We start from the raw sequence: 26,546 nt of genomic DNA on the forward strand, positions 1-26,546 counted from the left end.
GCTAAGGTTTTTCAATTGCGCGCAATGGCCTAAATTTTCCACCACCTATCTTGGCTTTGCTTCGCCATAGATAATCCCCAGTTAAATTGATGTGCTCCCACCCCAGCGGTGACAGATATTGCAGCAAGGTATCATCGACTGTGCGACCATGCCCTCGTAGGGCGTTAGTCGCTCTCTCTAAATAAACCGTGTTCCACAATACAATGGCGGCGGTCACTAGATTCAAGCCACTGGCTCGATAACGCTGTTGCTCAAAGCTTCGATCTCGAATCTCACCCAATCGATAAAAGAAAACGGCGCGCGCTAATGCATTACGGGCTTCACCTTTATTTAATCCAGCTTGAACCCGACGGCGTAGTTCTACGCTTTGCAACCAATCCAAGATAAACAGTGTGCGCTCAATACGCCCCAGCTCTCGTAATGCCAATGCCAAACCATTCTGTCGTGGATAACTACCGAGTTTACGTAGCATTAGCGACGCTGTGACAGTCCCTTGCTTGATTGATGCGGCCAGACGCAAAATATCGTCCCAATGAGTACGAATCTGTTTGATATTCAGTGTGCCGCCAATCATGGGTTTAAGTGCGGCATAGTCTATGTCTGACTTTGGAATATAGAGTTTCGTATCGCCCAGATCACGAATTCGTGGTGCAAATCGAAACCCTAGCATGTGCATGAGTGCAAAAACATGGTCGGTGAATCCAGCCGTATCGGTGTAGTGTTCCTCGATGCGTAAATCAGACTCGTGATACAGCAGCCCATCAAGAACATAGGTTGAATCACGAACGCCCACATTGATCAGCTTACTGCTAAATGGTGCGTATTGATCAGAAATGTGTGTATAAAATAACCTTCCAGGCTCTGCGCCATATTTTGGATTGATATGTCCTGTACTTTCAGCTCTGCCACCTGCGCGGAAGCGTTGGCCATCTGATGAGGAGGTAGTGCCATCTCCCCAGTTTTCAGCGAAAGGTTGTTTCAATTGAGCATTCACCAATTCGGCCAATGCCGTTGAATAAGTTTCATCACGGATATGCCAAGCCTGTAGCCATGAGAGTTTGGCATAAGTTGTACCAGGACATGATTCGGCCATTTTCGTCAGCCCTAAATTAATTGCATCAGCCAGTATGGTCGTGAGCAATAACGCTTTATCCTTCGCAGTGTCATCCGTTTTCAAATGAGTGAAGTGTCGAGTAAAGCCTGTCCATTCATCGACCTCCATTAATAATTCGGTGATCTTGATATGTGGTAACAGCATTGCTGTTTGGTCAATTAAAGTTTGGGCTGTATCAGGAGCCACGGCATCGAGAGGTGTTATTTTTAGACCAGATTGATTGATCATCGCATCAGGCAAATCGTTGGTCGCTGCCATGCGATTAATGATTGCTAATTTCTGCTCCAATAGTGAAAGGCGACTTTGCAAATATAGATCACAATCAGTAGTAATGGTTAGAGGTAACTCATTGGACTGTTTTAGCTGATTAAATTTATCAGCAGTCACTAAATACTCATCGAAGTCTTTGAATTGGCGAGAGCCTTGTACCCAGAGATCCCCAGCCCGTAGCGAGTTTTTAAGTTCAGATAACACACATATTTCGTAATAGCGGCGATCAATACCATCATCGGTAAAGACTAGTCTTGCCCACCGTTTTTTGATAAACGCTATTGGAGCATTAGAGGGGATTTTTCGTGTATTATCAACATTCATGCTGCGGAGCAACTCTACAGCGGCAAGCATATCTTTTGCTGCTGGGGCAGCACGCAATTTAAGTATGGCAAGAAGTTCTGGCGCGTAACGGCGTAAAGTTGCATAGCTCTCGCCAATTCGTGGTAAAAAATCAAAGTCTTCGGGTTGCGCCAGTTTTTCTGCCTCAGTAATACTTGCTGCAAAAGCATCCCATGAAATAACAGTTTCGATGGCGGCAAACGGATCACTGCCATTTTGCTTGGCATCTAGCAAGGCTTTCCCGATAAGCCCATACAAACGCACTTTGTCGTTGATCGCTTTACCTGATGATTGAAATTGTTGCTGGTGTTTATTTTTTGCGATAGCAAATAGCTTTCCAATAATGCGATCATGCAGGTCAATAATTTCGTCGGTGATCGTGGCCATACTCTCCACAACGATTGCTACCAAAGTGGCATATCGACGTTGAGATTCAAATCTGGCCAAATCAGCAGGAGTCATTTGCCCACCTTCGCGAGCAATTTTCAGTAAGCGATTTTGATGAACGTGTTTTCCAATGTCTTCAGGTAGATCGATGGCTTGTAAGCACTTCAGCCGCTCAATGTGCTCAAGCATGTACTTTGAGTTTGGTTTAGCTGGTGACTGTCTAAGCCACCCCAATATTGTCAGTTTGCTGCCCTCTTTACGGTTCAGCAAAGCATCTATATTTTGACGATGAGTTTCTGAAAGTGAGCTCGTCAAAGCAGTATAAATTATGCGGTTGGCAGATGTGATTGCTTCTGCGCAAATACTATCAATTGCATTTATAGCTGGCAAAAGGACTGATTTTTGTCGTAAATTTTCAACGAGAGTTGTGGCTAAAATAAGACCTTTATCTGTCTGAAGGGACAAATCCACCATCATATTGACCGATTGCCGATAGTCACTCAAGGTGAATAGTTTGAACCCAAAAACTTTTTTCAATTCGGCAATATGTTCTCGTCTTGTTTGCTCGCGCTGACCATAATCATTCCAGCAGTCCACTGATATACTAAGTTGAGCAGCCATCATGAAAAGTAAGGGTTTGAATGGTTCGTCGTTAATACCCAATATCACTCCAGGGTAACGCATGTAGCAAAGTTGAATTGCAAAGCCTAGCTTGTTGGATGCCCCTCGATGTTGATGGACTATGGATTTATCAGAATCACTCAGAGTGTAATGCTGAAGCATAAAAGCTCTATCATCTGGAATTTCGAACAGGCTTCCCAATTCCGTGGACGACAAAATAGAATGGCGCGGCATGGCTCATTAGTCCCAAATAAACTAAACTATTAAAGGTACATTATTTTGTACCGCCACGCTTAGCTTTGCGCTGCAATTTCGCAAGGAGGTTCAATTGGGACAGAATGCGGCCATTTATTGCCGAGTATCAACGAACGATCAGTCCTGCGAACGACAGGAATATGACCTACGTGCCTACGCCAATCGTTGCGGCTACGATGTTGTCGGTGTTTGGAAAGAAACTGCATCAGGCAGTAAGGATGAGAGATTGCAAAGAAAATACTTGATGACCATGGCGCAATCTCGTGAAATCGATGCCATCTTGGTGACGGAATTGACACGCTGGGGCAGAAGCACCGTGGATCTCGTACAGTCATTACAAGATCTTGGGCATTTCGGGGTATCTCTGGTGGCACAAACAGGTTTGCAGTTTGACCTTTCCACATCTCAGGGAAAGCTCATGGCTTCTGTGATGTCTGCATTAGCAGAGTTTGAGGGAGATTTACTACGTGAACGTGTGCGCTCTGGTGTAGCAGCGGCACAAGCGCGGGGCGTTGTGTTTGGTCGTCGTCCTGGTCAACGTACCAAGTCAGATCGTCTGGCACCTAAAGTGTTGGAGTTGGTGTCTGCTGGACACTCTTATCGACAAGTCGGTCGGCTGGTCAATCTAAGCAAAAATACCGTGTTGGATATCGTTAAAAGAAGTCGGAGTGAAAATCCTTAGCGTGCTATATTTTCCGTTTCCTGAGACGACCCCGAAAAGGCCTTGGGCTTTGACCGAGAAATTGGACTAATCGACTCCACATATCCCACCACATGCTTGACGACTGCATCATCATAACCACCCAAAAATCTTTCGACATAAAACTCGTTAAAGTTTATGTACTTGAAGGCCTTAGACATGGACAGAATAAAGGTATTCAGGCATTCCTCATCATCAAAATCAACCTCCATTTCCAAGCTTAAGCAAATAAAGGCTTTATAGACAATTTGTAGCCGATCATAGCCCTTGATACCACTGCCGAACTTGCCGACCGTTTCGGTGGTCGCCACGGGGAAATTGGCGATCAAGAACTCAATACTACGGCGTACCCGGGTGAAGTCCTTGAAACTAATCTTTCGATGATGAATCTGCATGCGGCTTTCATGAATTTCATACACAATTGAAAACCATGCAAGAAAAGAAGTAATCTGAAAACTCTGATCCTTATAAAAATATAAGTATGGATGTAAGCCCAAACTCGGAACCCCAGCATTTTTTACAGGCGTCGCTATTCTGCAAAGAATGGTCAACAGATGCGACATTAGGTTTTCAACGCGCTCCCCCTGATTCAGACTCATAATATTATGAATCTGATCACCCGCAATGATATTCATCAGCTCATTGACCAGGCCAATTTTTTTGCCATGACTCATTTCATTGTCTAATAAAATGGTCGAAAAAAGTAACTGGTGGATCCTCTCCCCTAACTCAATCAACTCATTTAAACGTGTATATTGGAGCTCTTCTAGGTTAGATTTATTGTCATTGATATAACAACAGGCATAGATCGCATAATACGCGTCACTACCGCGATTTCTTAGGTGATATTCCTCATATTTATCTAAACGTTTAGTATCTGAGTTAATAGATTGAAATACCCGTCGCGCATCTTCCGGAGTCCCCAGTACCTGCCGGAAACTGATTTTAATATCGCCTAATTTCGATTTTTTTTTCTGCAAATTCGGCATCAGTACAAATTTTTTGAAAATCAGCAAGATCTCCTAAATAATTGCGGAGGTAACGAATATCTTGTTTTTGTTGATCATTGAAATTAGGTGCTTGAGGGACTTGCTCATCCGCAAAATATCTATTGATCCACGCATAGATACAGGAAAGACGATGTGCTCCATCAATAATGTAAATATTGCTGTGTATATCTTTCCAATACAAAATGCATAAATTGATGTTTTGATCTTCTGTGCAATCCTCAATAAAGTTTGCAATTTCTTGCACGCTCCAACATTCCGTAGAACGCTGGTTATCCGCCTTAAATAAACATTTGATGATTGGATGCTTTTCAAAATCAGTCAGTGTCACTTCAAAATTGTCACGCTGCATTGAAGGTGACATTTCTTCTGGCAACATGACTTTACGCTGAATAATATTGGTCAATAGTCGTGTAGAACCCATTTCTTATTCTCTCCAGGCAACACTTTCCTACTTTCGCTCAAGTACGAAATTTGAAAATGTATATAGTTCGATTTGGTTAAAGCTGTGAATTAAATGACCGTCAATATCCAGTCAGCGCTAACAAAAGAGACCTAAGAGAAATGGGGGGATTAGAGAACGTAATAAATCATAAAAAAGCCCCGATTGGAGAAAAGGGGCTTTAAAGATTGTATTATACCATTGAAAAATAAAGAAAAAAATATAAGAATTTCGTATAAGGTGTATTATGTTAATTTTAGGAAAGGCTCTAGACTAGTAGAATGATTATGTTAGTCTAGAGCCATATAATTAACATTATTGAAGTATTTTACATGGCAATTTTTCGACATTCTTCTGCACACTGACGGCAAGCCTCAGCACATTTTTTACAATAATCATGTGAATGTTTTTCACACTCTTCCGCACAATATTCACAGATCTTAGCACAAAGCTCACAAATCTCTTTGAGGAAAGGTGAGTTATGTTGTTGCATACGCACACATAACTGACAAATATCTGCACATTCTAGACAACGTTGAATACATTCACGCATCATCTCTAAATCTTTTTCTTTTAAACAAGAAGTTGCACATTCAGTACAAATAAGTGAACAGTTTGTACATGCAGAAATACACTTTGAAAATTCCGTATTAATCATTTTTTACTCTCAACTTATATAATCAAAGAAATAATTAAAACATAATTTTTTTCTACTAATTATTTTAAATTATTAGTAAATGTAATACATAATGTTAATTTATATGAATAATGTTAATTTTAACTAAATCTTATTTATATTCCAAATGGCTTTGTTGCACAAAGATTTGAAAGGCAAAGCGCCCCTAATTGAGCCAAATTTAAGGCGTAACTTGGGTAAGTGGTCGACCTAATTCCGTAAATCTGTTGAGGACTGCTACACGTGCATGAACCTCATTGACTTGGCTATCAAAGCTCCTTGCACTGAGTTTATCTCTTAATAATTTGATGCAGTGCATTTTAGTCTCAACCAAACTTCGGCGATGATAGCCTGACCATTTTTTCCATAGTGTCCTACCTAAACGTTTAATTGTTCGAAGTAATTCATTTCGCTCTAGCGAGCTACTCTTTGTATCTTTCCATGGTTTCGCATTTTTTCTAGGTGGAATCACCGCATGTGCTTGCCGATCTGCAATGACCTGACGGCATTGCTTGGTGTCATAAGCTCCATCGGTATAAACAGAGTCAATCTGCTCATCTTGTGGAATCTGATTAAGTAAATCACCAAGCACCTGTGAATCACAGACATTATTGGTTGTGAGCTGAATAGCGCGTATTTGTAGGGTTTTGGCATCTATACCAATATGTAGTTTACGCCATTGGCGACGATATTCAGCTCCATGTTTCTTGCGTTTCCATTCGCCCTCACCTAGAAACTTCATCCCTGTAGAGTCTACGAGTAGATGCAGCCCATCGCTACTTTTTTGGTAGCTGATTGCAATATCAATATGCTTTTGTCTTCTACAAAGCGTACTGTAATCTGGTGCGGTCCAATTTAATCCGCAAAGTTTAATCAGACTTTGCACAAAGCCAGTGACCATATGTAAAGATAGACGGAATAAGGATTTAATCATTAAGCAGCATTGGATGGCTGCGTCGGAGTAGGTTTGATTTCGCCCTTGTTTGCCTTTTGATGGAGCATACCATTGCGTAGCAGGATCAAACCAAAGGGCAATATTTCCGCGATTAATGAGTGCTCGGTTATATGCGGGCCAATTGGTTGTGCGGTAGATTTTGTGTGTAGGCTTCTTCATTTGAAAATTATATCGCTGAAAAAGCCTTTACAGATAGGTTTGTGCAACAAAGCCGCTGGAAACTAAAAGTAAGGCACCGAGGACAATTGCAATATCAGCCAGGTTGAAGGCCGGCCAATGCCAGTCTCGCCAATAGAAATCAAAGGAATCCACAACATAGCCGCGAAAGACCCGGTCAATCAGGTTGCCCATGGCGCCACCGAGGATAAGACTGTAAGCGATGGCTTCTCCTTTATGACGATTTTCAAGGATCAGCTTGATCAGAAAAATCGAGACCACTACCGCGATTCCGATAAAAAAGTAGCGCTGCCAGCCTCCACCATTCGCAAAAAGACTGAATGCGGCACCGGTATTCCATACGTGTACCCAGTTAAAGAATGAGGTCACTGAAATAGACTCGCCATATGCCATTGATTGTTGCACCAGCCATTTTATGGCCTGATCAGACGCTGCCAGCAGGCCCGATATGGACAACAGAGCGTACGGTGACAGATGTTTGCCAAAAATGGACATTGCTTAATCCTTGAGCGCCAGAATGCGTCTAGCACCGTTAAGTACAATTACCCCCGCGATGGTGCCGATAATCAGATCCGGATAATTGGACCCGGTCCACGCGACCAGAGCGCCGGCGGTGATGACCCCCAGGTTGATCACCACGTCGTTGGCCGAGAATATCCAGCTTGCCTTCATGTGCGCCCCGCCCTCCCGATGTTTGGATATGAGCAGCAGACAACTGGTATTGGCAATCAATGCGACGAATGCGATAGCCATCATCACCAGCGATTCAGGCTCACTACCGAATACAAAGCGTCTCACCACCTCTATGAGTACGCCCACAGCCAAGATCAGTTGCAGTACACCAGCAAGATGCGCGGCACGTACCTGCATTTTCACGCTATGTCCAACCGCATAAAGGGCAAGCCCGTACACCGCCGCATCGGCAAAATTGTCCAGGGATTCTCCAATCAGGCCAGTGGACCGGGCGATCAGACCGGCAGTCATTTCCACCACGAACAGAAGTGCATTGATGCCGAGCAACCAGCGCAGGGTCCCGGATTCTTGCTTAGCAGAAGCTGCCGAAAACTCGGCGGCCTTGATGGTCTCCGGATTTGCAGCGACGGTTTCCTGAAGCGAGGCGCCTAGCCCCAAGGTCTTCAGTTTCGAGGTGACGGGCTCGACCTCACCGTCATGCACGACCTTCAACCGGCGGTTCGACAAGTCGAAGGACAGTGCCCGAATCCCCTCAACGCCGTTCAGGGCCAGGCGAATCATGCGCTCTTCTGATGGACAGTCCATCTTCGGCACGGCATAAACACTGACCCATTCCCCCGACGCATCGGAGGAGGCCTGCATATCGGTATCCGACGCAGGCCTTGCATGGTCGCCACAGGGGCCTCCGCAGTTTTTACTCATGATATGACTCCACTTGAATGTGATCGGGTTTTCATTTAAAACTATATAGTAGCTATAATGTCAATAGCGTAGAGAATCCGTTGCGGAGGAACCCGATGCGTATTGGTCAGTTGGCACAGTCAGTAGGGGTAGATACACAGACGATCCGCTTCTACGAACGGCAGGGCTTGTTGCCGCCGCCTGGTCGGCAGGAGAACGGTTACCGTGTCTATACCGAGAAACACGTTGAGCGGCTGGCCTTTATTCGTCGCTGCCGCATCCTGGATCTGTCACTGGCAGAAATTCACGAACTAAAGCGCTATCAGGACGACCCTCATCAGTCCTGTACCGCTGTCAATGCCTTGCTCGATGATCACATCTCTCATGTGCGCTCGCAGATAACCGCTCTACAGGCGCTTGAGAAACAACTCGTTTCACTAAGAGCGCGTTGCAACGATGACCGGGAAGTTAAGGCGTGTGGGGTTCTTGCTGGAATTAGCGAGGGAAGCATGCATCAGCAGTAGGTTGGAGTGCCAACCAGATAATCCGATGAGATGCCGGTTTGCCTCACTCTCATGCAAAGGTAAGATCAACCATTTAATCCGCTTACCCTATTTTTTTTTGCTTTCACCTTATCCAAAATTCACCACCCCATAATTGAAAATATTTTGAATTATAAGCCCTTAGGGTGCTCATAATCCATAAATCAATTTCGAAGTTCTTTGTTGCATAAAGCCTTTAAAGATTGAGTTTTCCTAAGCAACTCAAATTTAAGTTACAACTCGGGTATTAGGTCGGCCTAATTCCATAAATCTGTTGAGGACTGCTACGCGAGCATGAATTTCACTCATCTGACTAGGAAAGCTTCTTGCCATTAATTTATCGCCTAATAATTTGATGCAGTGCATCTTTGTTTCGACCAAACTTCGGCGATGATAGCCTGACCATTTTTTCCATAGTGTTCTACCTAGCAGGGTTTTAGTATCTATACCAATATGAAGTTTACGCCATTGGCGACGATATTTCGGCTAATGCTTTTTACGTTTCCATTCACCTTCACCTAAGAACTTCAAATCCGTGGAATCAACGAGTAGATGCAGTCCATTGCAACTCTTTTCATAGCTAATTTGAATATCAATATGCTTTTGTCTTCTGCGAATGGTTGAATAATCCAGAGCTGTCCAATCTAATCCGCAAAGTTTAATCAAGCTTTGGACAAAGCCAGTCACCATGCATACAGAAAGACGAAATAAGGATTTAATCATGAGATAGCACTGAATGGCTATGTCAGAATAAGTTTGATTTCGACCATGTTTTCCTTGTGACTGCGAATATCATTGAATCTTAGTATCAAACCAAATTGTAAAATTACCATGATTGATCAAAGCATGATTGTAGGATGACCAATTCGGTGTACGATAAATTTAGGTGTAGGCTATTGCTGTATAAGACCTTATCGGTAGGTTTGCGCAACAAGGCCTCAAAATCCCACCTTAAAATGCAAATAGCAAAAAAACTCTACCATTCGATTGATTTCATTTTAGAAGTAATGAAATTAGTATCTGTTTGTAATGATATTTTATAAAATTCAATATTAGATCTGCAGAGAAAAACTTATCAAACTAAGTATTGGCTAGTCTTTTTCTTCGAAAAACTTATCAAACGAAGTATTAAGTTAATCTTTTTCTTCAACTTCTTCCTTAAACTCAAACAAATCATTCATCGTACAGTTAAAGTACTTACACAACTTATCGGCGACTGGTAATTCAATACGTACAGCACGGTCATAATACATACTTGTGAGCGTGTTGCGATTGATACCTGTTGCATGCACCACTTCACTTAATTTTAAAATTTTTCTATCGCCCATGAGGCTAGATAACTTACAAGTAATCATATTTAAATTAATTTACAAAAAATAACTTGCTGTGGGTTATTTGAAGTTGTTGCCTGAGTAATACTTTGCTAAAATTAACCTACAGCAGGTTATTACAACTTATAGAAAGTATATTTTATCCATTTCAATTAAATTATAACTTTTTAAATATAAGGATTGAACCTGCATTAGATTTTTTTGTGGAGATGACCGCCGTGTTACCAAATGAGTTATTAATCAGCCAGCAAGCTCGTGACTTAGGAAATCAATTAATTAAAGAAATGAACATCAATAGAAGTTATGGATTGGCTAATTTTCTTGGAGTAAATACTTGCTATGATAATCATCAGGCTGTACTTATTTGGACATTTCAACTGCTAGAAAGAGAACCTGCCTTAAATGAATTAGCAGAAATTAAAAAATATTTTCTTTTAATCTTTCCAGATAGTGTTTATCAATTAGCCTAAGTTATTTTTAAAAATTATTTTTTTTATATAAAAACACTAAATCAAAGAAAACTTTCTTTTAAAATACCTATTAATTCAAATTCATACGATTTACAGAGTATATGAAGCATAAATTCTTGTTCCTGCTTTATCACTCACTCCTACTAGACCTTAGTAAAGACTAAAATTACATAGCTCTTTTTACTGATACTAAACGATTCATGCCCACACTACGTTCTGCAGCTTCGAGGGCTAGTTTTTGTTGAACCACTGAGAACAAGGACAATAAATTGCCTACTATATTTTTCCGGAGAGTGGTGTAGGAACTTTTTCATTATTGCTAATCATATCAGCGACAACATCAGCAACGAGCTCCTCTATTCCTGAGAATGCTTTAGACTGATCCGCATCATGCTAAGACAATGATGGAAACTCAGCACACAACCCAACATACCCATTATCTTCAGCTGACCATTTAACACGGTAAGTATATTGTTTACTATCCATTTGACACCCCATCATGTTTTAAGTTTATGTATAAAAGTACGATTTTCACTTACTAGTACTTAAATAATCACCCCACCACTGCATCATTTCAGTCCGTTGAGCTAAATAGTCAGCGTGATTATAGCTGGCACGGGTACGGTTCTTATCAATATGTGAAAGTTGTGCCTCAATCCAATTATCTTGGAACAAACCTGAGTCATTCAAAATGGTACTAAAAGTAGAACGTAATCCATGAGAAGATAGTTGATGTTTGCCATACCCCATCTTACGTATGGCCATATTTAGAGTATTAAAATGAATCGGTTGATTGTGTTTGCGAGGGCTAGCAAAAAGGTATTTTTCACCGTATGACCACTGCATGACGTCTTTCAAAATCTCTAAAGCCTGATTTGAAAGTGGAACTAAAAAATCTGGAATCTCATGGCCTAATATGACTTTTCGTCGAAACTGTTTAATATGCAAGGCAGGTATTTTCCAGATTTTTTCATTTAAATCAAAATGATGAGGCTCAGCCAATAACAATTCGGCCCCTCTCACGCCAGTATGTAATTTGAACATCAGTGCTTTTTTAATAATGGGATGGGCATCCAATTTTTGTAATTTATTCTTAAAATCAGATATTTCCTCCGCTTTCAAATACGGATAATTTTTCTTGATTTTGCTGTTAATGGTGATTTTATTTAAACCATGAGCGATGTTGAACTCACAATAACCCATCGCTACAGCGTAGTCATAAATTTGGTTCAAATAACTACAAGCTTTTTTGACAGGTTCTTTTACTTGGCGTCCCTCTATTTTTTTGATTACTGAAACCAGGTCATAGCGCTTGATGTTTTGAAAAGGTAAATCCTGAAGGTCTGGATAAATATCTTGCTGTAAGCATCTTTCTGCTAACTGTAGTACACCACAGCGGGGTAGATCGTTGAAGGCATTCTTCAGTTTGAACTGTAACCACTCCTCCCCGACCTTACCAAAGGTGATAAGATTAGAGGCAGTATCATGTTCAAAACAGAAATTATTGTCTTTAAAGTCATCTCTGACTTGTCGTGCCTTTTTCAGCGATAAATCAGGATAAAGACCTAACTGAATGCGTCGACGTTTTTTAGTTTGTGGATCTGTATAGCGATAGCACCAAGATTTTCTTCCACTCGGCTCAATCTTCAGGCTAAGCCCATCTTCATCGGATAAAAAACAGGTTTTTTCCTTGCAATGAGCTTGGCGAACTTTAATATCAGTAAGACTCATGGAATTTAAATGAAACCTAATAAGGGGTTGATTGGATCAATTATATCAAAATAGAACGCTTTATATATGATGCGTATGATACGCATCATATATTTTTATAAGTATTTGTTAAATAAAGTTTATATATAGATTGGCTATTCCTTAGTGACCAATTAATTAACCATTGATTTCGCAAGTCTTAAATTAACATTTGAAGTGCAACTCTATGTTATGACTATTCACAGTTCTGTTCCATGATTCATGGTTACTTATTACTTATGTTACTATGTCAGGGGCGATACAAGAATTAAGGTAACCTTATGAAAATAGCGAATACGAAATTACTAGCTGGTGCTTTTATGACCCTAACTTTAACTATGCTTAGCCCTGCCGCACTTGCAAATGATAACAATGATATACGAAAGACTGTTGTAGTTAAGTTTGCTAAAAAAGCTTACTCTGCAAATTATTACGGAAGGATAGATGGATACAAGTATGATTCCTACAAATTTTATGCTAAAAAAGGGCAAAAGTTAAAAGTGAGGTTGACTGGAGGAAATGTTGAAACTTACTTATGGGGTAATCAATTAAAAGACTCCATCAATCTTGGAGAATATTCTCCAAAGCTTGATGATAATGGTATTTATATTTTACCTGCTTCAGGTGAGTATGAAATTAGAGTATTACAACCTAGATCACAGGCAAGAAAAGATAAAAAACCTCAATACTGGATGAGTATTAACATTAAATAAAGACTTGCTAGATTCGTTTAAACTTTTATACAAGGGTTCAAAAACTATTGCCAGTTAAACGGGGCGTGATTTTTACGTATATGCGTTTATGTTAGTAAAATGATGTAGTTTACTTGTTTAATACCCCGAGGAATAATTTAATCTTGCTGTGCGTTAGTCACGTTTCTTTCTTTCAGAAGTTGATTATATCTTTCAACGTAACCGTCGTGATATTCAAACTCTTTTGATAGGAATTTGATGGGAAGAATAGGCGAAACTTGTCTTAAATAATGGTAATTCCTTATCTTTAAAATAGAGAACGCCCGATGAAATTCATTAGGCGTTTAATTTAAATAAGTGTCAGCTTATTTTATAACTAGATGTACTTGACAATCACGATTCTTTTTCTAAATTGCCTTTAAAAAATCAATCTTGCTATTTTTGACTTTTCACACCATTTTGTTCAATTTGTACTGCGGCTTGCCAGCTAGGTAGTTGGCTTAAACCTGCTACATAACGTTGGATATGGGGATAATTTTCACCTTGTCCCATATGATAAACTAAAGCATGTAGTCCAAAGCCCATCATAAAGTCAGCACCGGTTAAACGGTCTGCCACTAGAAATTCTTTATCTTTTAAATATTCATTTAAATGGCCGAATACTTTATCGAACTCAACTTGAGTATAATTTTCTAGAAATACCAACTTCGTACCCTGCTTGGTTTCAATCGCATTAAACGTTTTTAATAAAAATGGCAGCATGGCAGAGCTTTCTGAGAAATGAATCCACTGTAGATAATCGACATAGGTAGGTTCATCCATATCTGGTGCTAAATGCGGCGCAAGTTTCTGAATTAATAACTCAACGATTGCGCCTGACTCTGCAATAACTTTGCCATCCCATTCCAATACTGGAGATTTCCCTAAAGGATGGATGTTTTTTAAAGATTCAGGGGCCAAATGCGTGCTTGAGTCACGATAATAGCTTTTCAGCTCATAGGGCTGCTTGATTTCTTCAAGTAACCACAAAATGCGAAAAGAACGTGATTGATCTAAATGATGTAGTGTAATCATAATATTCCTATTTTTTTAAATTTTTACAACCACTTTGCCAAAGTTTTTGCCTTTTAACATACCATTGAAAGCATTGATCGTGTTATCTAAACCTTGCACCATATGCTCTTTATATTTGATTTTTCTGTCTTTCAACCATTCAGACATTTGCTGATTGAATTCCGGATACTGATTGCCATAATCATCAAAAATAATAAAGCCTTGCATGCGAATACGCTTTCTTAAAAGAGTGGAAATAAAGCCAGGTAAACGGTCTGGCCCTTGTGCTTGCTCGGTAGCGTTATACTGCGAAACCACACCACACACCGGTACACGTGCCGCAGAGTTAAGCAATGGCCATACCGCATCAAACACTTTACCCCCTACATTCTCATAATAAATATCAATACCGTTGGGAACTGCTTGTTGTAATTGTTCTGCAAAATTTTCATCATGATAATTGATACAAGCATCGAAGCCGAGTTCTTGTACTGCATAATGGCATTTTTCAGCCCCACCTGCGACGCCAACCACGCGACAACCTTTAAGTTTGCCAATTTGTCCAACTGTAGCACCAACAGGTCCCGTTGCAGCTGCAACGACTAAAGTTTCACCGGCTTTAGGCTGACCAATGTCCAACAACCCCATATAAGCAGTAAAGCCAGGCATCCCCAAAATACCCAATGCCCAAGATGGATGTTCGGGTTGCATACCTAAGCTTTGACATGCAGTCCCATCAGAAATTGCGTAGCCCTGCCAACCATTTCCAGAAAGAACCCACTCGCCTTCTTTGAATTTTGGGTTTTTAGAGGCCATCACTTGACTGACTGTTCCACCGACCATCACTTCGCCAATTTCAACCGGTGCTGCATATGAGGGAGCATCACTCATGCGACCACGCATATAAGGATCGAGTGACAAGTAAATGGTTTTTAACAATATCTCGCCTTGTTTAAGTTCATTGAGCTCAACTTGCTCAATACGAAAATCGCTGTGTTTTGGCTCACCCACTGGCCGTTTAGCTAAAACGATGCGTTGATTAATAACTGTTTTCACACATATAACTCCATGTTTTATTTAAAAGTATTTCTCTTCATAATCAAAAATTATGATTAAAATTTCTTTACATCCATTGTAGATGAGTTATAATAAAAAACAATACGACTGGTCTATTTTTTTTACAATAGAGTAAATAATTAATATGAAGCCTACTCCTATTAAAAAGTCTGAAGCGAAGCGCTTACACATTCTTAACACCAGTTCAGACCTGATTTTGCATAAAGGTTTTACTGGCGTAGGATTACAGGAAATTTTACAGAGCTGTGAGATCCCCAAAGGCTCGTTTTATCATTATTTCCAATCCAAGGAAGCTTTCGGATGTGAATTGGTACAGCATTATGTGGATAATTACCAAGTCCGTTTAAATGATGTATGGCGTAGCGATAAATCCCCTTATCAAAAGCTGATTGAGTATTTTAATTTATGGATAGAAGATCCTGAAACACACTGTGGTTGGGCGAATAGCTGTTTAATTGTGAAACTTGCCGCAGAAGTTGCCGATCTATCTGAAGATATGCGTTCCATTATGTCCGCTGGCGTGGATGATGTAATCCAACGTATTGCTGGTTTAATTGATTTGGGAAAACAGGATCAGTCTATTCAAGCAAATACTGAGGCCTCGACGTTGGCACAAGTACTTTACCAAATGTGGTTAGGTGCAGCATTACTGAGTAAGTTGCAAAAAGATAAAACACCATTACATCAAGCTCTGAGAGCAACTAAATTTCTATTAAAAAGTGAAGATTGATAAAATTTAGATTAAATATCAATTACATAATTAATGACAGCAGCCCAATGATTAGTTATTAATGTGTTGCTATTAGATTAATTTACAATCCATGAGTATAGCGCACAATGAATTCTTCTCCTAAAGCCCTCATGACTCGTATTTTAGTCGGATATTTAGGCTTATATCCCACACTATTACTGGTACTCACTTTATTAAAGCCAATTACTCAGCATCAAAGTTTCCCGATGATGGTGTTGATTGAAGTCATAGTATTAGTGCCAGTAACGCAACTGATTTCTTTCCCACTGGCAGGTTGGCTCATTACACAGCTAAAAATTTTTAAGAATTTGTTTTAATAAGAATTTATGCTGGCAACAGCAATCCTAAGTCCTTATTTTGCCAACCACAAAGGTTGGCAAAATAACTCACTTAGTCAATATTAATCTGCGTAAGCTGGATAATCAATATAGCCTTTTTCCGTCCCACCATACATAGTGCTTGCATCTACTGCATTCAATGGCCAGCCATTGGCGATGCGATCGGGTAAATCTGGATTCGCAATAAATGGGCGTCCAAATGCAATTAAATCGGCCAGCCCTGCCTTTAAAATTCGAGTCCCTCTTTCTGCCGTATATCGACCTGCATAAATAATCCGACCACTGAAAGTGTCTCTGACATCTTTACGAAAATTATGAGGAAGTTCTGGTGCATGATCCCAATCAGCTTCTGCAATCGATAAATAGGCAATCCCAACTTCTTCAAGTATTTTTATGGCTTCAATATAAGTCACATGTGGATCATCTTCAACCAACCCCATATAAACACGATCTTCCTCTGTACTTTCAAATAGCGGGGCAAAACGCACTCCTAAACGATCTGCACCAACCACCTCAGCAACTGCCTGTACTACTTCACGTAAAAAACGCAAACGATTGTTTAGTGATCCACCATATTCATCTTCACGGTGGTTACTATGTGCAGAGATAAATTGATTTACCAAATAACCATTTGCACAATGAATTTCAACCCCATCAAAACCAGCAGCCAATGCATTACGCGCTGCTTGAGCATAGAGTTGCACTAATTCTTTAACTTCTGCATTGCTTAAAGCACGTGGCATTGAAGGATCAGCCAAGGCCCCTGCATTGGGCCCGGTTTCAATAAAGACTTTAACATTACTATCAGCCCTAATAGCCGAGGGCGCGACCGGTGATGCGTGATCGGGTTGCAAAGATGTATGTGAAACACGCCCAACATGCCAAAGTTGTGCAAAAATAATGCCTCCTTTAGCATGCACTGCTTCCGTCACTTTACGCCATCCAGCAATCTGTTCAGGGCTGTAAATACCGGGAGTCCAAGCATAGCCTTGACCACGTGGCTCGATTTGCGTACCTTCGGTCACCATAAATCCTGCCCCGGCACGCTGTTGATAATAGGTTGCCATCAGTTCATTTGGAATATTCCCTGGCTGAGTACTACGCGACCGCGTTAATGGTGGCAATACAATACGGTTTTGCAAAACATAAGGGCCTAAGCTTAAGTTTTGAAAAAGTTTGCTGTCTTTCATTTCATTGAATCCAAGTCATCATGGCTTAATTGATCTAAATTAAAAAAAATAACCTTCCTTCCTGTATATAGAAAAATAAAGGAAGGAAAGCTATTCACTCAGGCCCTTCACCATTAAGTGAGGGTTATTTTGCTTATTGCGCCAGTTGCTCAGAGTCAGAAGTTTATTCACTGCTAAGCACCACAACAGAGACTAGCTACTCTTTATTTCAACAATTGAAGTAATGCTGTAGCGGTTGCAGCAGAAGATGCTGGATTTTGTCCAGTAACCAGCAAGCCATCTACTTGAACATATACTTGCCAATCATCCACTTTAGAATAATGACCACCGTTTTCTTTAAGCATGTCTTCGACTAAAAATGGTACAATTTCAGTCAAACCTACAGCGGCCTCCTCAGTATTGGTGAAACCAGTCACTAATTTACCGCTAACTAAAGGCGCTCCATTACTCGCTTTCACATGTCGAAAAACACCCGGGGCATGACACACTGCTGCAACAGGTTTGCCAGACTGAATCGCCTGTTCAATCACAGAAATTGAAATCGGATCTTCTGCTAAATCCCACAATGGGCCATGCCCGCCTGGATAAAACACTGCATCATAATCAGCTACAGAAATTTCGCTAAGTTTATGCGTCTGTGCCAATGCTTGCATTGCAGTTGGATCAGCTTCAAAACGATGAGTGGTTTCAGTTTGCGCATCGGCCAAATTACTTTTCGGATCTAGTGGTGGCTGCCCACCTTGAGGCGACGCCAGCGTAACTTCAGCACCAGAGTCAATAAAGGTGTAATACGGTGCAGCAAGTTCTTCTAGCCAGAAACCTGTTTTCTTACCAGTATTGCCAAGTTGATCATGTGAGGTTAAAACGATTAAAATTTTCATGTTATTTCTCCGATATTTTTCAGGATTGAGGAGCATTGTTGCATGATCACTTGTCGTGTAACGTGACCATGACAGATACGCTTATTTAGATACTCGTCTCGAGAATTTGGCGACTGATCTCTAATGAAACAGTTTTATGTTCGCCTAGCTGTGTAAGATTGTGTGATTTAAGTTGCGTAATGATGATCTCAATATCTGTCTCCCCCAGTCCATAATCGCTAAGACGAGTCGGCAATCCAAGTTGCTCAAAGAAGGCTCGAGTACGAGCAATAGCAGTATCAATACGTTGTTCTTCATCACCTTCGACAATCTGCCAGACTCGAGCTGCATACTGTAGTAATTTTTCTCGCTTCTCTTGACGACGCACTTGTAGATTGGCCGGCAACACAATGGCCAAGGTACGAGCATGATCAATACCATGTAAAGCCGTGAGCTCATGCCCAATCAAATGAGTTGACCAATCTTGTGGTACACCAGCTCCAATTAGCCCATTCAGTGCCATGCTAGCAGCCCACATCAAATTCGCACGCGTGTCATAATCTGCTGAATCTTCCAAGATTTTCGGTCCAATCTCAATCAGAGTTTGCAATAGACCTTCGGCAAAACGATCTTGTACTTGTGCATTGACAGGGTAAGTTAAGTACTGTTCCATGACATGAACAAATGCATCGACCACGCCATTTGCTAATTGGCGCGTCGGCAAGCTAAAAGTTTTATTCGGATCCAGTACGGAAAATTGCGGAAAAACATAGGGGCTGTTAAATGACAATTTGGCTTGGGTCGATTTTCTGGTTACTACCCCACCGCTATTCATTTCTGAACCAGTTGCCGGAAGGGTGAGTACACTCGCAAAAGGCAAAGCTTGAGTAATTTTAGTACCATGGGTTTCTAAAATCTCCCATGTATCCCCTGTATAATTGACTGCTGCTGCAATAAATTTAGTACCATCAATTACCGATCCGCCACCGACAGCCATCAAGAAATCTATCTTTTGTTCTCGAATCAGCTCTACAGCTTTCATGAGGGTTTCATAACTCGGATTCGGCTCAATTCCGCCAAATTCATGAATTTCTCTTGCACCTAATGCTTCACGCACCTCAGCTAAAGTACCATTCTTACGTGCACTTTCACCACCAAACAACATTAATACTTTTGCTTCTGTAGGCACATAGTCATTGATTTTAGCTATTGTATCGCCACCAAAAATAATGCGAGTCGGATTATAAAAGTTAAAATTCAACATATTTTTATCCTAGGATGATCAGCTAATTGATTTGAAAAACCACCGTTATTCATCAAATAAACTTTAAAAAAATTGGACAACACTGCGGCTTTTGACTGCACTATGTGCTAACTATACACAAAAATAGACCAGTCGTCTATTTTTATAAAAATTATTTCAGCTTGCCGACCTTAGTGATGGTTAAACACATTCAGGCTTGTTCTATACCACTTTTATTATTGATGTATTTTCACGAGCGATTGTTGAATGGAAGGTATCAACACGCATGACTACTGACATGGTCGTGAACGCATTGGCTAAAGCAGTGAATGGCTCATACAAAATAGCAATGATTAAATATTTTAAAAGCAGATTGGCACGGTTTAGCAGATGTACAAATGCGACAGTAAATTAGATAGATTGGTTCAATATAAAGCGTGTAAATAGTTGCATTTGTTTATTTACCCTGTTTTGGATATTGACCCTTGTAAATGATGAGATTAAGCCATTAAATAAAGTAGCCCAACTTGAATAGAAAGCCTCTGACAAACATCATAGGGTTGAAGTGCTGCCTTACATTCAAAATTTCAGACAGCACCCTCATACATTTAAGCATCGGTTTAAGCTGGTAGTTTACTCGCCAAAACATCTACTTTTTCAATAGACGGTGGCTCTGAAAATAGCTCTTCGGCCTGAGCCATCAACGCAGCTGCAACCTTGCCAGATAAATGCGCTTGGCGACCCGCCTCATCAGGAAATGCATCAAAAATACCAAATGTTGTAGGTCCAAGACGTAGGCCAAACCACGCAACTGTCGCAGGTTCTTCCATTACAATAGGTAAACCGGCTTTAAGAAAAGCTTCCACTTCGTCTTCTTTACCCGGTTTAGCTTCAAGACGGACATATAAAGCTGTTTTAAGCATGACTAAAACTCCATAATTGATTAGAATTCAAACTGATTCTGACATTGCTAATGTATGCATGTCAGAAAGTTTTGTTGTATAAAAGTTAGAAAAAATTCCCATAGCTGAGCCAAAATTTAGGTTTTTATTTCGACATAATGCTATGAATTTATTCAAGTTAATATCATTAACATTTGAATCAAAAAATCAAGATATGAGATGATTAAATTCAATCTTATTTATATAAGGATCAATTGACTCTACCTTAGCTTTATAAGCTGACCTCTTCATCTGGAAATTATATTGCTCAAGAAGCATTCAAGAACAATATTGTACATCCTCATATCTATGAAAGTTATTTAGCTAGGAATTTGCTGTGAAACTCTATATGTTTCTCTATAAAGCTCGCAATGAAGTAATAGCTATGGTCATACCCTTCTCTTAGGTTAAGTGTAAGAGGATATTCTTGTTCCAAACAAATATCACTAAGAAGCTTAGGCCTTAACTGTTCTTCAAGAAAATCATCAGCTGTTCCTTGATCGACTAAAATAGGTAAATGAACTTCAGCGTTTTTGATTAATTCAATCGCATCATAGCTTTTCCATAAAGTTTCGGTTTCACCTAGGTAGTGTGTAAAAGCCTTTTTCCCCCAAGGTACTTGGCTAGGTGCAACAATTGGTGCAAAAGCAGAAATACTTTTATACAGCTCAGGATTTTTTAATCCAATTACTAATGCACCATGACCACCCATGCTATGACCCATAATACTTTGGACTTGATTGGTCGGAAAATTCAGGTCAATCAGATTTCTGAGCTCTTCCACAATATAATCATACATTTTGAAATGCTGCGACCAGGGTGCTTGTGTTGCATTCACATAGAATCCTGCGCCTTGGCCTAAATCATAATCTGCATGATCTGGTACATCCTCTCCACGTGGGCTGGTATCTGGTGCAACAATAATGACTTTATGTTCAGCCGCATACTTTTGTGCTCCGGCTTTAGTAATAAAGTTCTGTTCGTTGCAAGTCAATCCTGATAACCAATATAACACTGGCAACCGCTCATCTTTGTCATGAGGTGGCAGATATATTGAGAATTTCATTGAACAGTTTAATGCTATTGACTGATGGCGATACACTTCTTGCGATCCACCAAAAGAAGCATGCTTCTCAATTATTTCCATAATCAATTACCTATGTTGAGCAAGACTTCATGAGAAATCAAGTAAACAAAGAGTCTTACATTCTCCACAGAGAATAGTGATAAAGATTTAAAATGTAGGCAGGTTTATTGAACCTATACACGATGCCTACACAGATAGATCTGTTTTACAGATGATGTGCCGTTTTAGAGGATTCCATGCATGTCATTCATGATGCACATGCATGGAAAAGTATAAGGTCTGACGCAATTATTCGTAATGAATTACAGTACGAATTGACTTACCTTCATGCATTAGATCAAAGGCTTCATTGATCTGATCCAAGCCCATCGTATGTGTCACAAATGGTTCTAATTGAATTTTACCTTTCATGGCATCTTCAACCATTCCTGGAAGTTGCGTACGACCTTTTACACCACCAAAGGCAGAACCTAGCCATTTACGACCAGTAACCAGTTGGAATGGACGGGTAGAGATTTCCTGACCTGCGCCAGCTACACCAATAATTACGGATTGTCCCCAGCCACGGTGTGCACTTTCAAGGGCTGCACGCATCACATTCACGTTACCAATACATTCAAATGAATGATCTACACCCCAGCCAGTCATTTCGACAATTACTTGCTGGATTGGTTTATCGTAATCTTTAGGGTTCAAGAAGTCCGTTGCACCAAACTCTTTTGCCAGCGCAAATTTATCTGGATTCATGTCAACCACAATAATACGCCCTGCTTTAGCTTGACGTGCGGCTTGTACGACTGCCAAACCAATACCACCTAAACCAAAGACCGCAACACTATCACCTTCTTGTACTTTAGCCGTGTTATGTACTGCACCGATACCCGTTGTTACCCCACAACCCAGTAAGCAGACATGTTCGTGATTGGCTTCAGGATTGATTTTAGCCAATGATACTTCTGCCACTACAGTGTATTCACTGAACGTTGAGCAGCCCATATAGTGGTAAATCGGTTGACCGTTGTAGGAAAAACGAGTGGTACCATCTGGCATTACGCCTCTACCTTGAGTTTCGCGAACGGAAATACACAAGTTCGATTTTCCAGATTTACAGAATACGCACTCGCCACATTCAGCAGTGTAAAGTGGAATTACATGATCACCTGGTTTGACGCTAGTCACGCCTTCACCAACCTCAACTACAACACCAGCACCTTCATGCCCGAGAATAGCGGGAAAAACACCTTCAGGATCATCGCCAGATAAAGTAAATGCGTCTGTATGACACACACCGGTATGGGAGATCTTGATTAATACTTCACCTTTCTTCGGTGGTGCAACATCAACTTCAACAATTTGAAGAGGTTGACCAGGACCAAACGCAACAGCAGCACGTGACTTCATGGAATAATTCCTTATACAGATCTATTTTAAATATGATTTTAAAATCTTGGCGATTTCAGCCAATTCTTCTTTTCGTTGTTGTTCTGTGGTTTCACCTGATACTAAAGTGTCCTTTAAATGAACCTCCAACATTTCATTCATTAAACCATTAATAGCACCGCGCACAGAGCATATTTGTTGCAGAATTGCACCACATTCCACATTGTCTTCTAACGCTTTTTCAATCGCTTGCGTCTGACCTTTGATCTTTCTGACGCGTAGAAGAATCTTTTTTTTGTCTTCAACCTGATTAGGCATCAGACCTCCTTATTTGCTAGTGTTAATACTATAGTACCCTATAGTATAAAAAAGAACAATATTTTTTTATAAATCGAAAAGGCTTTGTACGAGATGACCAAAAACGGGCAGTTGGCTTGGTGAACCGTAATTTTAGTGCTGATCATCCTGACCCTTGCGAAGCAGTGCTTTTTGTATGTCAGGTCGCAGACTTCAGCTATATTCAAACAAATTCAGGCTAGGTCTATACCGCCCTTATTATTGATGTGTTCTCACGCGCAATTGTTGGATGGAAAGTATCAACACGGATGAATAGAGATATGGTGCTTGATGCACTGGAGCAAGTATTACGTGACCGATGTATGCCAAAGAATGTAATTCATGATTTAAATAGAGGTGTGCAATATCTTTCTATTCGTTTTCCTGTTAGAGGCAGCAAATTTAGGAGCATCAGTCGGTACAACTGGTGATTCCTATGATAATGCTTTGGCTGAAACGGTGAATGGCTTATACAAAACTGAGGTGATTGACTATTGAAAAGCAGATGTACAACTTGCGATATTAAATTGGGTAGATTGGTTCAATAAAAAGCGTGTACACAGTGCATTGGTTATGTATCGCCTTTTGATTTTGAAACAAAGTATTATGATAAAATTAACCCGTTAGTTCAGGTGGCCCAACTTAAATAAAAAGTCTCCTACAAACCCAGTACGGTTCACTCTGCTATCAAAGGCTTTATGCAACAAAGCCTCATGGAAATAAAGACAAAAGTGACTTTTAAATCTGAAAAAATCAAAATTGTGGTCTCAAAATTGCTTTATAAAAATATTGAAAAAAGTGAAGAACATTAAATTTATGTTACAAAACTCTAAGCGTATTGGTTTTTTATTACTCGATAACTTTTCAATGATTGCTTTCTCAAACATGGTTGAAGTCTTGCGTATGGCTAATTATGTTACAGAAGACAATTTATACCAATGGAATGTAACGGGTTTAGATGGTCATCATAGCTGCGCAAGCAATGGTCTTCAAATACAACATACCTGTGTTTGGTCACATTTACTGAACATGGATATAGTTTTTATTTGTGGTGGTTTTCAACTTTATAAAAATATGACAGTACGCTTAAAGAATTTTTTATATAGGTTGGATCAACAAAAAATTGCTTTAGGTGGTTTATGTACAGGCGCTTATGTATTAGCGAAAGCCAATCTACTAAATGGCTTTCGTGCTAGCCTTCATTGGGAAAATACCTTAGCGGCACAAGAAGAGTTTCCATTAGTACAGTTTACCCCACATATTTTTACCATTGATGCGAACCGTTTTACCTGTTCTGGTGGGCTTGCAGCGATTGATTTAGGCTTGGCACTTGTTGAAATACACTATCCAAATATTGCTAAAAGAATCTGTGAGCAATTTATTGTTCATCAAGTGCGTGAGAGCAATGAAATTCAACATCAACCTATTGCTGAACATAAGAAAAAACTTGATTTTCAGATTCAAGAAGTATTGCGCTTAATGGAAAATAATATTAATGAGCCTTTAACTATTGCTGAAATTGCACAGCATGTAAAAATTCAACCGCGTACTTTAGAGCGCTTGTTTAAAATGAATCTACAATTGGCTCCAAAAGAATATTATTTAAAACTAAGACTCACCTATGCACAGAATCTACTTAAACAGTCTACGTTAAACATTTCAAATATTGCTTTGGCATGTGGTTTTTGTAATGTATCTAGTTTTACTAAAGCCTATAAAGCTTTTTTTAACTATTCCCCCAAATTTGAACGTAACATTCTGGATTTTGCTCATTAGTGTTTTTTAGTCTTGTCGGTTTTTGACAACTTTTTGACGCTTTTAGCAAAAATCCCTATTCATATTCTGCATAAGCTTAGCTCATTGATTACATTACATTGATCTAGGAAAATATATGAATACTTTAGTAAATAATTTTGTTGCTTCACAACTACCATCATTATTAACCATTGAAAATGGTGAAAAAGTTTCTGCAACATTTTCATTATCTGAGTATCAAAATAGACAGAGCAAGTTACGCCAACTAATGGAAGAGCTAGAAATTGATCATATTCTATTTAGTTCAATCCATAACATTAACTATTATGCAGACTTTATTTATTGTTCATTTGGGCGCTTCTACGGTCTGGTGGTTAGCCCAGAAAAAGTGGTGACAATTTCAGCAAATATTGATGCTGGGCAACCTTGGCGTCGTACGATTGGCGACTATAACGTAGTTTATACTGACTGGCAGCGTGATAACTATTTTAAAGCGGTTACACAAGAAATTCCAAATAAAGGCCGTGTAGGAATTGAGTTTGATCATTTACCTTTAGAACGTTTAAACAAGTTAAAAGCAGTTTTACCGAATGTGCAGTTTGTGGATATTAGTGCCGCATGCATGAAGCTACGCATGATTAAATCTGCTGAAGAAATTGCACATATCACCCAAGGTGCTGCAGTATGTGATATTGGTGGTTTTGCAGTGACTGCAGCAATTCGTGAAGGTGTGCCAGAGCATGAAGTGGCTTTAGCCTCTACTCAATCCATGGTACGTGAAATTGCCAAACGTTTTCCAAACTCTGAACTCATGGATACGTGGACTTGGTTTCAATCAGGCATTAATACGGATGGTGCACATAATCCTGTTACAACCCGCCAAGTCCGAAAAGGTGATATTTTAAGTTTAAACTGCTTTTCTATGATTGCTGGCTATTATACAGCTTTAGAGCGTACACAGTTCTTTGATCACTGTGATGATGCTTCATTACGAATTTGGGAGGCGAATGTCAAGGTGCATGAAGCTGGCTTAAAACTCATTCGCCCAGGTGCACGTTGCAGTGATATTGCTAAAGAGTTAAATGAAATTTTCTATGAAGAAGGTTTATTGCAGTACCGCACATTTGGTTATGGACATTCCTTTGGTGTGTTATCACATTATTACGGTCGTGAAGCCGGTTTAGAATTACGTGAAGATATTGATACGGTGATAGAACCAGGCATGGTGATTTCAATGGAACCTATGATTATGATTCCGCAAGGAATGGCTGGGGCTGGTGGTTACCGTGAACATGATATCTTGGTCGTTACAGAATCAGGAAATGAAAATATTACCAAATTCCCATATGGTCCAGAACATAACATTATCAAATAAAAGATTTTAAATAGGCACTCTGAAAATGAGTGCCTATTTAATTAGGAGTAAATAGA

Annotated in this window: 24 protein-coding genes and 5 pseudogenes; 10 read left to right on the top strand and 19 right to left on the bottom strand. The window is 40.0% G+C overall.

The window, feature by feature from the left end; all coding sequences use genetic code 11:
- Nucleotide 1: 1 nt before the first annotated feature.
- A complete protein-coding gene (locus tag H7R46_RS18885) occupies nucleotides 2-2,968 on the bottom strand; it encodes a Tn3-like element ISAcsp1 family transposase (RefSeq protein ID WP_004726714.1) in 2,967 nt (988 codons plus the stop codon).
- A 94-nt stretch (nucleotides 2,969-3,062) separates the two neighbouring features.
- Between H7R46_RS18885 and H7R46_RS18890 the strand changes: the two genes are divergently transcribed.
- On the top strand, nucleotides 3,063-3,671 hold the full coding sequence (locus H7R46_RS18890; RefSeq protein WP_004726718.1) for a recombinase family protein: 609 nt from the start codon (nucleotides 3,063-3,065) through the stop codon (nucleotides 3,669-3,671).
- A gap of 32 nt (nucleotides 3,672-3,703) precedes the next feature.
- Here the strand turns inward: H7R46_RS18890 and H7R46_RS19465 are convergent.
- The 5 genes and pseudogenes from H7R46_RS19465 to H7R46_RS18920 form a co-directional block, all read right to left on the bottom strand.
- Nucleotides 3,704-5,120: pseudogene (locus H7R46_RS19465) on the bottom strand (HNH endonuclease); the annotation flags it as partial.
- A gap of 346 nt (nucleotides 5,121-5,466) precedes the next feature.
- A complete protein-coding gene (locus H7R46_RS18905; RefSeq protein ID WP_004827037.1) occupies nucleotides 5,467-5,796 on the bottom strand; it encodes a four-helix bundle copper-binding protein in 330 nt (109 codons plus the stop codon).
- Nucleotides 5,797-5,995: 199 nt separating this feature from the next.
- A complete protein-coding gene (locus tag H7R46_RS18910) occupies nucleotides 5,996-6,928 on the bottom strand; it encodes an IS5 family transposase (RefSeq protein WP_182924264.1) in 933 nt (310 codons plus the stop codon).
- Nucleotides 6,929-6,955: 27 nt separating this feature from the next.
- Entirely contained in the window at nucleotides 6,956-7,387 is a 432-nt protein-coding gene (lspA, locus tag H7R46_RS18915; protein WP_227556264.1) for a signal peptidase II, read from the bottom strand.
- A 57-nt stretch (nucleotides 7,388-7,444) separates the two neighbouring features.
- Entirely contained in the window at nucleotides 7,445-8,341 is an 897-nt protein-coding gene (locus H7R46_RS18920) for a cation transporter (RefSeq protein ID WP_009392494.1), read from the bottom strand.
- Between the two features lie 95 nt (nucleotides 8,342-8,436).
- Here H7R46_RS18920 and cadR point away from each other — a divergent pair, with 95 nt between their 5' ends.
- Nucleotides 8,437-8,844 (top strand): Cd(II)/Pb(II)-responsive transcriptional regulator, encoded by a 408-nt coding sequence (gene cadR / locus H7R46_RS18925; RefSeq protein WP_001219642.1) that lies wholly within the window; start codon nucleotides 8,437-8,439, stop codon nucleotides 8,842-8,844.
- 246 nt (nucleotides 8,845-9,090) lie between these two features.
- On the opposite strand, the pseudogene H7R46_RS18930 reads toward cadR, so the two are convergent.
- Together H7R46_RS18930 and H7R46_RS18935 are read right to left on the bottom strand one after the other, a co-directional pair.
- Nucleotides 9,091-9,744 (bottom strand): annotated as a pseudogene (locus H7R46_RS18930) (IS5 family transposase).
- A 251-nt stretch (nucleotides 9,745-9,995) separates the two neighbouring features.
- Entirely contained in the window at nucleotides 9,996-10,217 is a 222-nt protein-coding gene (locus tag H7R46_RS18935; RefSeq protein WP_004658364.1) for a helix-turn-helix domain-containing protein, read from the bottom strand.
- A 194-nt stretch (nucleotides 10,218-10,411) separates the two neighbouring features.
- Between H7R46_RS18935 and H7R46_RS18940 the strand changes: the two genes are divergently transcribed.
- A complete protein-coding gene (locus H7R46_RS18940; RefSeq protein ID WP_000937271.1) occupies nucleotides 10,412-10,663 on the top strand; it encodes a hypothetical protein in 252 nt (83 codons plus the stop codon).
- A gap of 276 nt (nucleotides 10,664-10,939) precedes the next feature.
- Here the strand turns inward: H7R46_RS18940 and H7R46_RS19240 are convergent.
- Both H7R46_RS19240 and H7R46_RS18945 read right to left on the bottom strand, forming a co-directional pair.
- Nucleotides 10,940-11,161, bottom strand: a pseudogene (locus tag H7R46_RS19240) (antitoxin HicB).
- A gap of 33 nt (nucleotides 11,162-11,194) precedes the next feature.
- Nucleotides 11,195-12,394 (bottom strand): tyrosine-type recombinase/integrase, encoded by a 1,200-nt coding sequence (locus tag H7R46_RS18945; protein WP_000059636.1) that lies wholly within the window; start codon nucleotides 12,392-12,394, stop codon nucleotides 11,195-11,197.
- 299 nt (nucleotides 12,395-12,693) lie between these two features.
- Here H7R46_RS18945 and H7R46_RS18950 point away from each other — a divergent pair, with 299 nt between their 5' ends.
- Nucleotides 12,694-13,125: a PPC domain-containing protein gene (locus H7R46_RS18950; protein WP_000684953.1), complete on the top strand. Its 432-nt coding sequence runs from the start codon at nucleotides 12,694-12,696 to the stop codon at nucleotides 13,123-13,125.
- Between the two features lie 414 nt (nucleotides 13,126-13,539).
- Here H7R46_RS18950 and H7R46_RS18955 read toward each other — a convergent pair whose 3' ends face one another.
- Nucleotides 13,540-14,178 (bottom strand): glutathione S-transferase family protein, encoded by a 639-nt coding sequence (locus tag H7R46_RS18955; RefSeq protein ID WP_000631290.1) that lies wholly within the window; start codon nucleotides 14,176-14,178, stop codon nucleotides 13,540-13,542.
- Between the two features lie 15 nt (nucleotides 14,179-14,193).
- Nucleotides 14,194-15,213 carry an NADP-dependent oxidoreductase gene (locus H7R46_RS18960; RefSeq protein WP_000859510.1) on the bottom strand — a complete coding sequence of 340 codons (1,020 nt, stop codon included), beginning with the start codon at nucleotides 15,211-15,213 and terminating at the stop codon, nucleotides 14,194-14,196.
- Nucleotides 15,214-15,358: 145 nt separating this feature from the next.
- Here H7R46_RS18960 and H7R46_RS18965 point away from each other — a divergent pair, with 145 nt between their 5' ends.
- Nucleotides 15,359-15,964 carry a TetR/AcrR family transcriptional regulator gene (locus H7R46_RS18965; RefSeq protein WP_000805351.1) on the top strand — a complete coding sequence of 202 codons (606 nt, stop codon included), beginning with the start codon at nucleotides 15,359-15,361 and terminating at the stop codon, nucleotides 15,962-15,964.
- 107 nt (nucleotides 15,965-16,071) lie between these two features.
- A complete protein-coding gene (locus H7R46_RS18970) occupies nucleotides 16,072-16,302 on the top strand; it encodes a hypothetical protein (protein WP_001088959.1) in 231 nt (76 codons plus the stop codon).
- A gap of 83 nt (nucleotides 16,303-16,385) precedes the next feature.
- Here H7R46_RS18970 and H7R46_RS18975 read toward each other — a convergent pair whose 3' ends face one another.
- From H7R46_RS18975 to H7R46_RS18985, 3 genes are all read right to left on the bottom strand, one after another.
- Nucleotides 16,386-17,513: an alkene reductase gene (locus tag H7R46_RS18975; RefSeq protein ID WP_000655283.1), complete on the bottom strand. Its 1,128-nt coding sequence runs from the start codon at nucleotides 17,511-17,513 to the stop codon at nucleotides 16,386-16,388.
- 203 nt (nucleotides 17,514-17,716) lie between these two features.
- The gene (locus tag H7R46_RS18980) at nucleotides 17,717-18,394 is read right to left on the bottom strand and encodes a type 1 glutamine amidotransferase domain-containing protein (protein WP_000697979.1); all 678 of its coding nucleotides are present in this window, start codon (nucleotides 18,392-18,394) and stop codon (nucleotides 17,717-17,719) included.
- Between the two features lie 85 nt (nucleotides 18,395-18,479).
- Nucleotides 18,480-19,637, bottom strand: a complete 1,158-nt coding sequence (locus H7R46_RS18985; RefSeq protein ID WP_000931663.1) for an iron-containing alcohol dehydrogenase — start codon at nucleotides 19,635-19,637, stop codon at nucleotides 18,480-18,482.
- A 184-nt stretch (nucleotides 19,638-19,821) separates the two neighbouring features.
- Between H7R46_RS18985 and H7R46_RS19530 the strand changes: the two are divergent.
- Nucleotides 19,822-20,151, top strand: a pseudogene (locus tag H7R46_RS19530) (IS3 family transposase); the annotation flags it as partial.
- An 85-nt stretch (nucleotides 20,152-20,236) separates the two neighbouring features.
- Here H7R46_RS19530 and H7R46_RS18995 read toward each other — a convergent pair.
- The 4 genes from H7R46_RS18995 to H7R46_RS19010 form a co-directional block, all read right to left on the bottom strand.
- On the bottom strand, nucleotides 20,237-20,539 hold the full coding sequence (locus H7R46_RS18995; protein ID WP_000920558.1) for a putative quinol monooxygenase: 303 nt from the start codon (nucleotides 20,537-20,539) through the stop codon (nucleotides 20,237-20,239).
- A 334-nt stretch (nucleotides 20,540-20,873) separates the two neighbouring features.
- Complete coding sequence (fghA, locus tag H7R46_RS19000; RefSeq protein WP_000402510.1) at nucleotides 20,874-21,704, bottom strand: S-formylglutathione hydrolase; 831 nt, start codon at nucleotides 21,702-21,704, stop codon at nucleotides 20,874-20,876.
- 228 nt (nucleotides 21,705-21,932) lie between these two features.
- Entirely contained in the window at nucleotides 21,933-23,045 is a 1,113-nt protein-coding gene (locus H7R46_RS19005) for an S-(hydroxymethyl)glutathione dehydrogenase/class III alcohol dehydrogenase (protein WP_000842149.1), read from the bottom strand.
- Between the two features lie 21 nt (nucleotides 23,046-23,066).
- A complete protein-coding gene (locus tag H7R46_RS19010; RefSeq protein WP_001133624.1) occupies nucleotides 23,067-23,342 on the bottom strand; it encodes a metal/formaldehyde-sensitive transcriptional repressor in 276 nt (91 codons plus the stop codon).
- A gap of 89 nt (nucleotides 23,343-23,431) precedes the next feature.
- On the opposite strand from H7R46_RS19010, the pseudogene H7R46_RS19015 reads away from it, so the two are divergent.
- From H7R46_RS19015 to H7R46_RS19025, 3 genes and pseudogenes are all read left to right on the top strand, one after another.
- Nucleotides 23,432-24,010, top strand: a pseudogene (locus H7R46_RS19015) (DDE-type integrase/transposase/recombinase); the annotation flags it as partial.
- 166 nt (nucleotides 24,011-24,176) lie between these two features.
- Nucleotides 24,177-25,136 (top strand): GlxA family transcriptional regulator, encoded by a 960-nt coding sequence (locus tag H7R46_RS19020; RefSeq protein ID WP_000941154.1) that lies wholly within the window; start codon nucleotides 24,177-24,179, stop codon nucleotides 25,134-25,136.
- A 115-nt stretch (nucleotides 25,137-25,251) separates the two neighbouring features.
- Nucleotides 25,252-26,490, top strand: a complete 1,239-nt coding sequence (locus H7R46_RS19025) for a M24 family metallopeptidase (RefSeq protein WP_001094923.1) — start codon at nucleotides 25,252-25,254, stop codon at nucleotides 26,488-26,490.
- Nucleotides 26,491-26,546 lie beyond the last annotated feature (56 nt).

The sequence above is a fragment of the Acinetobacter sp. BEC1-S18-ESBL-01 genome (assembly GCF_014169935.1).
Classification (GTDB): domain Bacteria; phylum Pseudomonadota; class Gammaproteobacteria; order Pseudomonadales; family Moraxellaceae; genus Acinetobacter; species Acinetobacter pittii.

Excerpts from the sequence above, each read along its gene's own strand:
- H7R46_RS18975 (WP_000655283.1), bottom strand. The coding sequence starts at position 17,513 with ATGAAAGACAGCAAACTTTTTCAAAACTTAAGCTTAGGCCCTTATGTT.
- H7R46_RS19020 (WP_000941154.1), top strand. The coding sequence starts at position 24,177 with ATGTTACAAAACTCTAAGCGTATTGGTTTTTTATTACTCGATAACTTT.
- fghA (WP_000402510.1), bottom strand. The coding sequence starts at position 21,704 with ATGGAAATAATTGAGAAGCATGCTTCTTTTGGTGGATCGCAAGAAGTG.
- H7R46_RS18905 (WP_004827037.1), bottom strand. The coding sequence starts at position 5,796 with ATGATTAATACGGAATTTTCAAAGTGTATTTCTGCATGTACAAACTGT.
- H7R46_RS19005 (WP_000842149.1), bottom strand. The coding sequence starts at position 23,045 with ATGAAGTCACGTGCTGCTGTTGCGTTTGGTCCTGGTCAACCTCTTCAA.
- H7R46_RS18945 (WP_000059636.1), bottom strand. The coding sequence starts at position 12,394 with ATGAGTCTTACTGATATTAAAGTTCGCCAAGCTCATTGCAAGGAAAAA.
- H7R46_RS18980 (WP_000697979.1), bottom strand. The coding sequence starts at position 18,394 with ATGAAAATTTTAATCGTTTTAACCTCACATGATCAACTTGGCAATACT.
- H7R46_RS18995 (WP_000920558.1), bottom strand. The coding sequence starts at position 20,539 with ATGCTTAAAACAGCTTTATATGTCCGTCTTGAAGCTAAACCGGGTAAA.
- H7R46_RS18970 (WP_001088959.1), top strand. The coding sequence starts at position 16,072 with ATGAATTCTTCTCCTAAAGCCCTCATGACTCGTATTTTAGTCGGATAT.
- cadR (WP_001219642.1), top strand. The coding sequence starts at position 8,437 with ATGCGTATTGGTCAGTTGGCACAGTCAGTAGGGGTAGATACACAGACG.
- H7R46_RS18955 (WP_000631290.1), bottom strand. The coding sequence starts at position 14,178 with ATGATTACACTACATCATTTAGATCAATCACGTTCTTTTCGCATTTTG.
- H7R46_RS19025 (WP_001094923.1), top strand. The coding sequence starts at position 25,252 with ATGAATACTTTAGTAAATAATTTTGTTGCTTCACAACTACCATCATTA.
- H7R46_RS18920 (WP_009392494.1), bottom strand. The coding sequence starts at position 8,341 with ATGAGTAAAAACTGCGGAGGCCCCTGTGGCGACCATGCAAGGCCTGCG.
- H7R46_RS18910 (WP_182924264.1), bottom strand. The coding sequence starts at position 6,928 with ATGAAGAAGCCTACACACAAAATCTACCGCACAACCAATTGGCCCGCA.
- H7R46_RS18985 (WP_000931663.1), bottom strand. The coding sequence starts at position 19,637 with ATGTTGAATTTTAACTTTTATAATCCGACTCGCATTATTTTTGGTGGC.
- H7R46_RS18965 (WP_000805351.1), top strand. The coding sequence starts at position 15,359 with ATGAAGCCTACTCCTATTAAAAAGTCTGAAGCGAAGCGCTTACACATT.
- H7R46_RS18935 (WP_004658364.1), bottom strand. The coding sequence starts at position 10,217 with ATGATTACTTGTAAGTTATCTAGCCTCATGGGCGATAGAAAAATTTTA.
- H7R46_RS18950 (WP_000684953.1), top strand. The coding sequence starts at position 12,694 with ATGAAAATAGCGAATACGAAATTACTAGCTGGTGCTTTTATGACCCTA.
- H7R46_RS19010 (WP_001133624.1), bottom strand. The coding sequence starts at position 23,342 with ATGCCTAATCAGGTTGAAGACAAAAAAAAGATTCTTCTACGCGTCAGA.
- H7R46_RS18885 (WP_004726714.1), bottom strand. The coding sequence starts at position 2,968 with ATGCCGCGCCATTCTATTTTGTCGTCCACGGAATTGGGAAGCCTGTTC.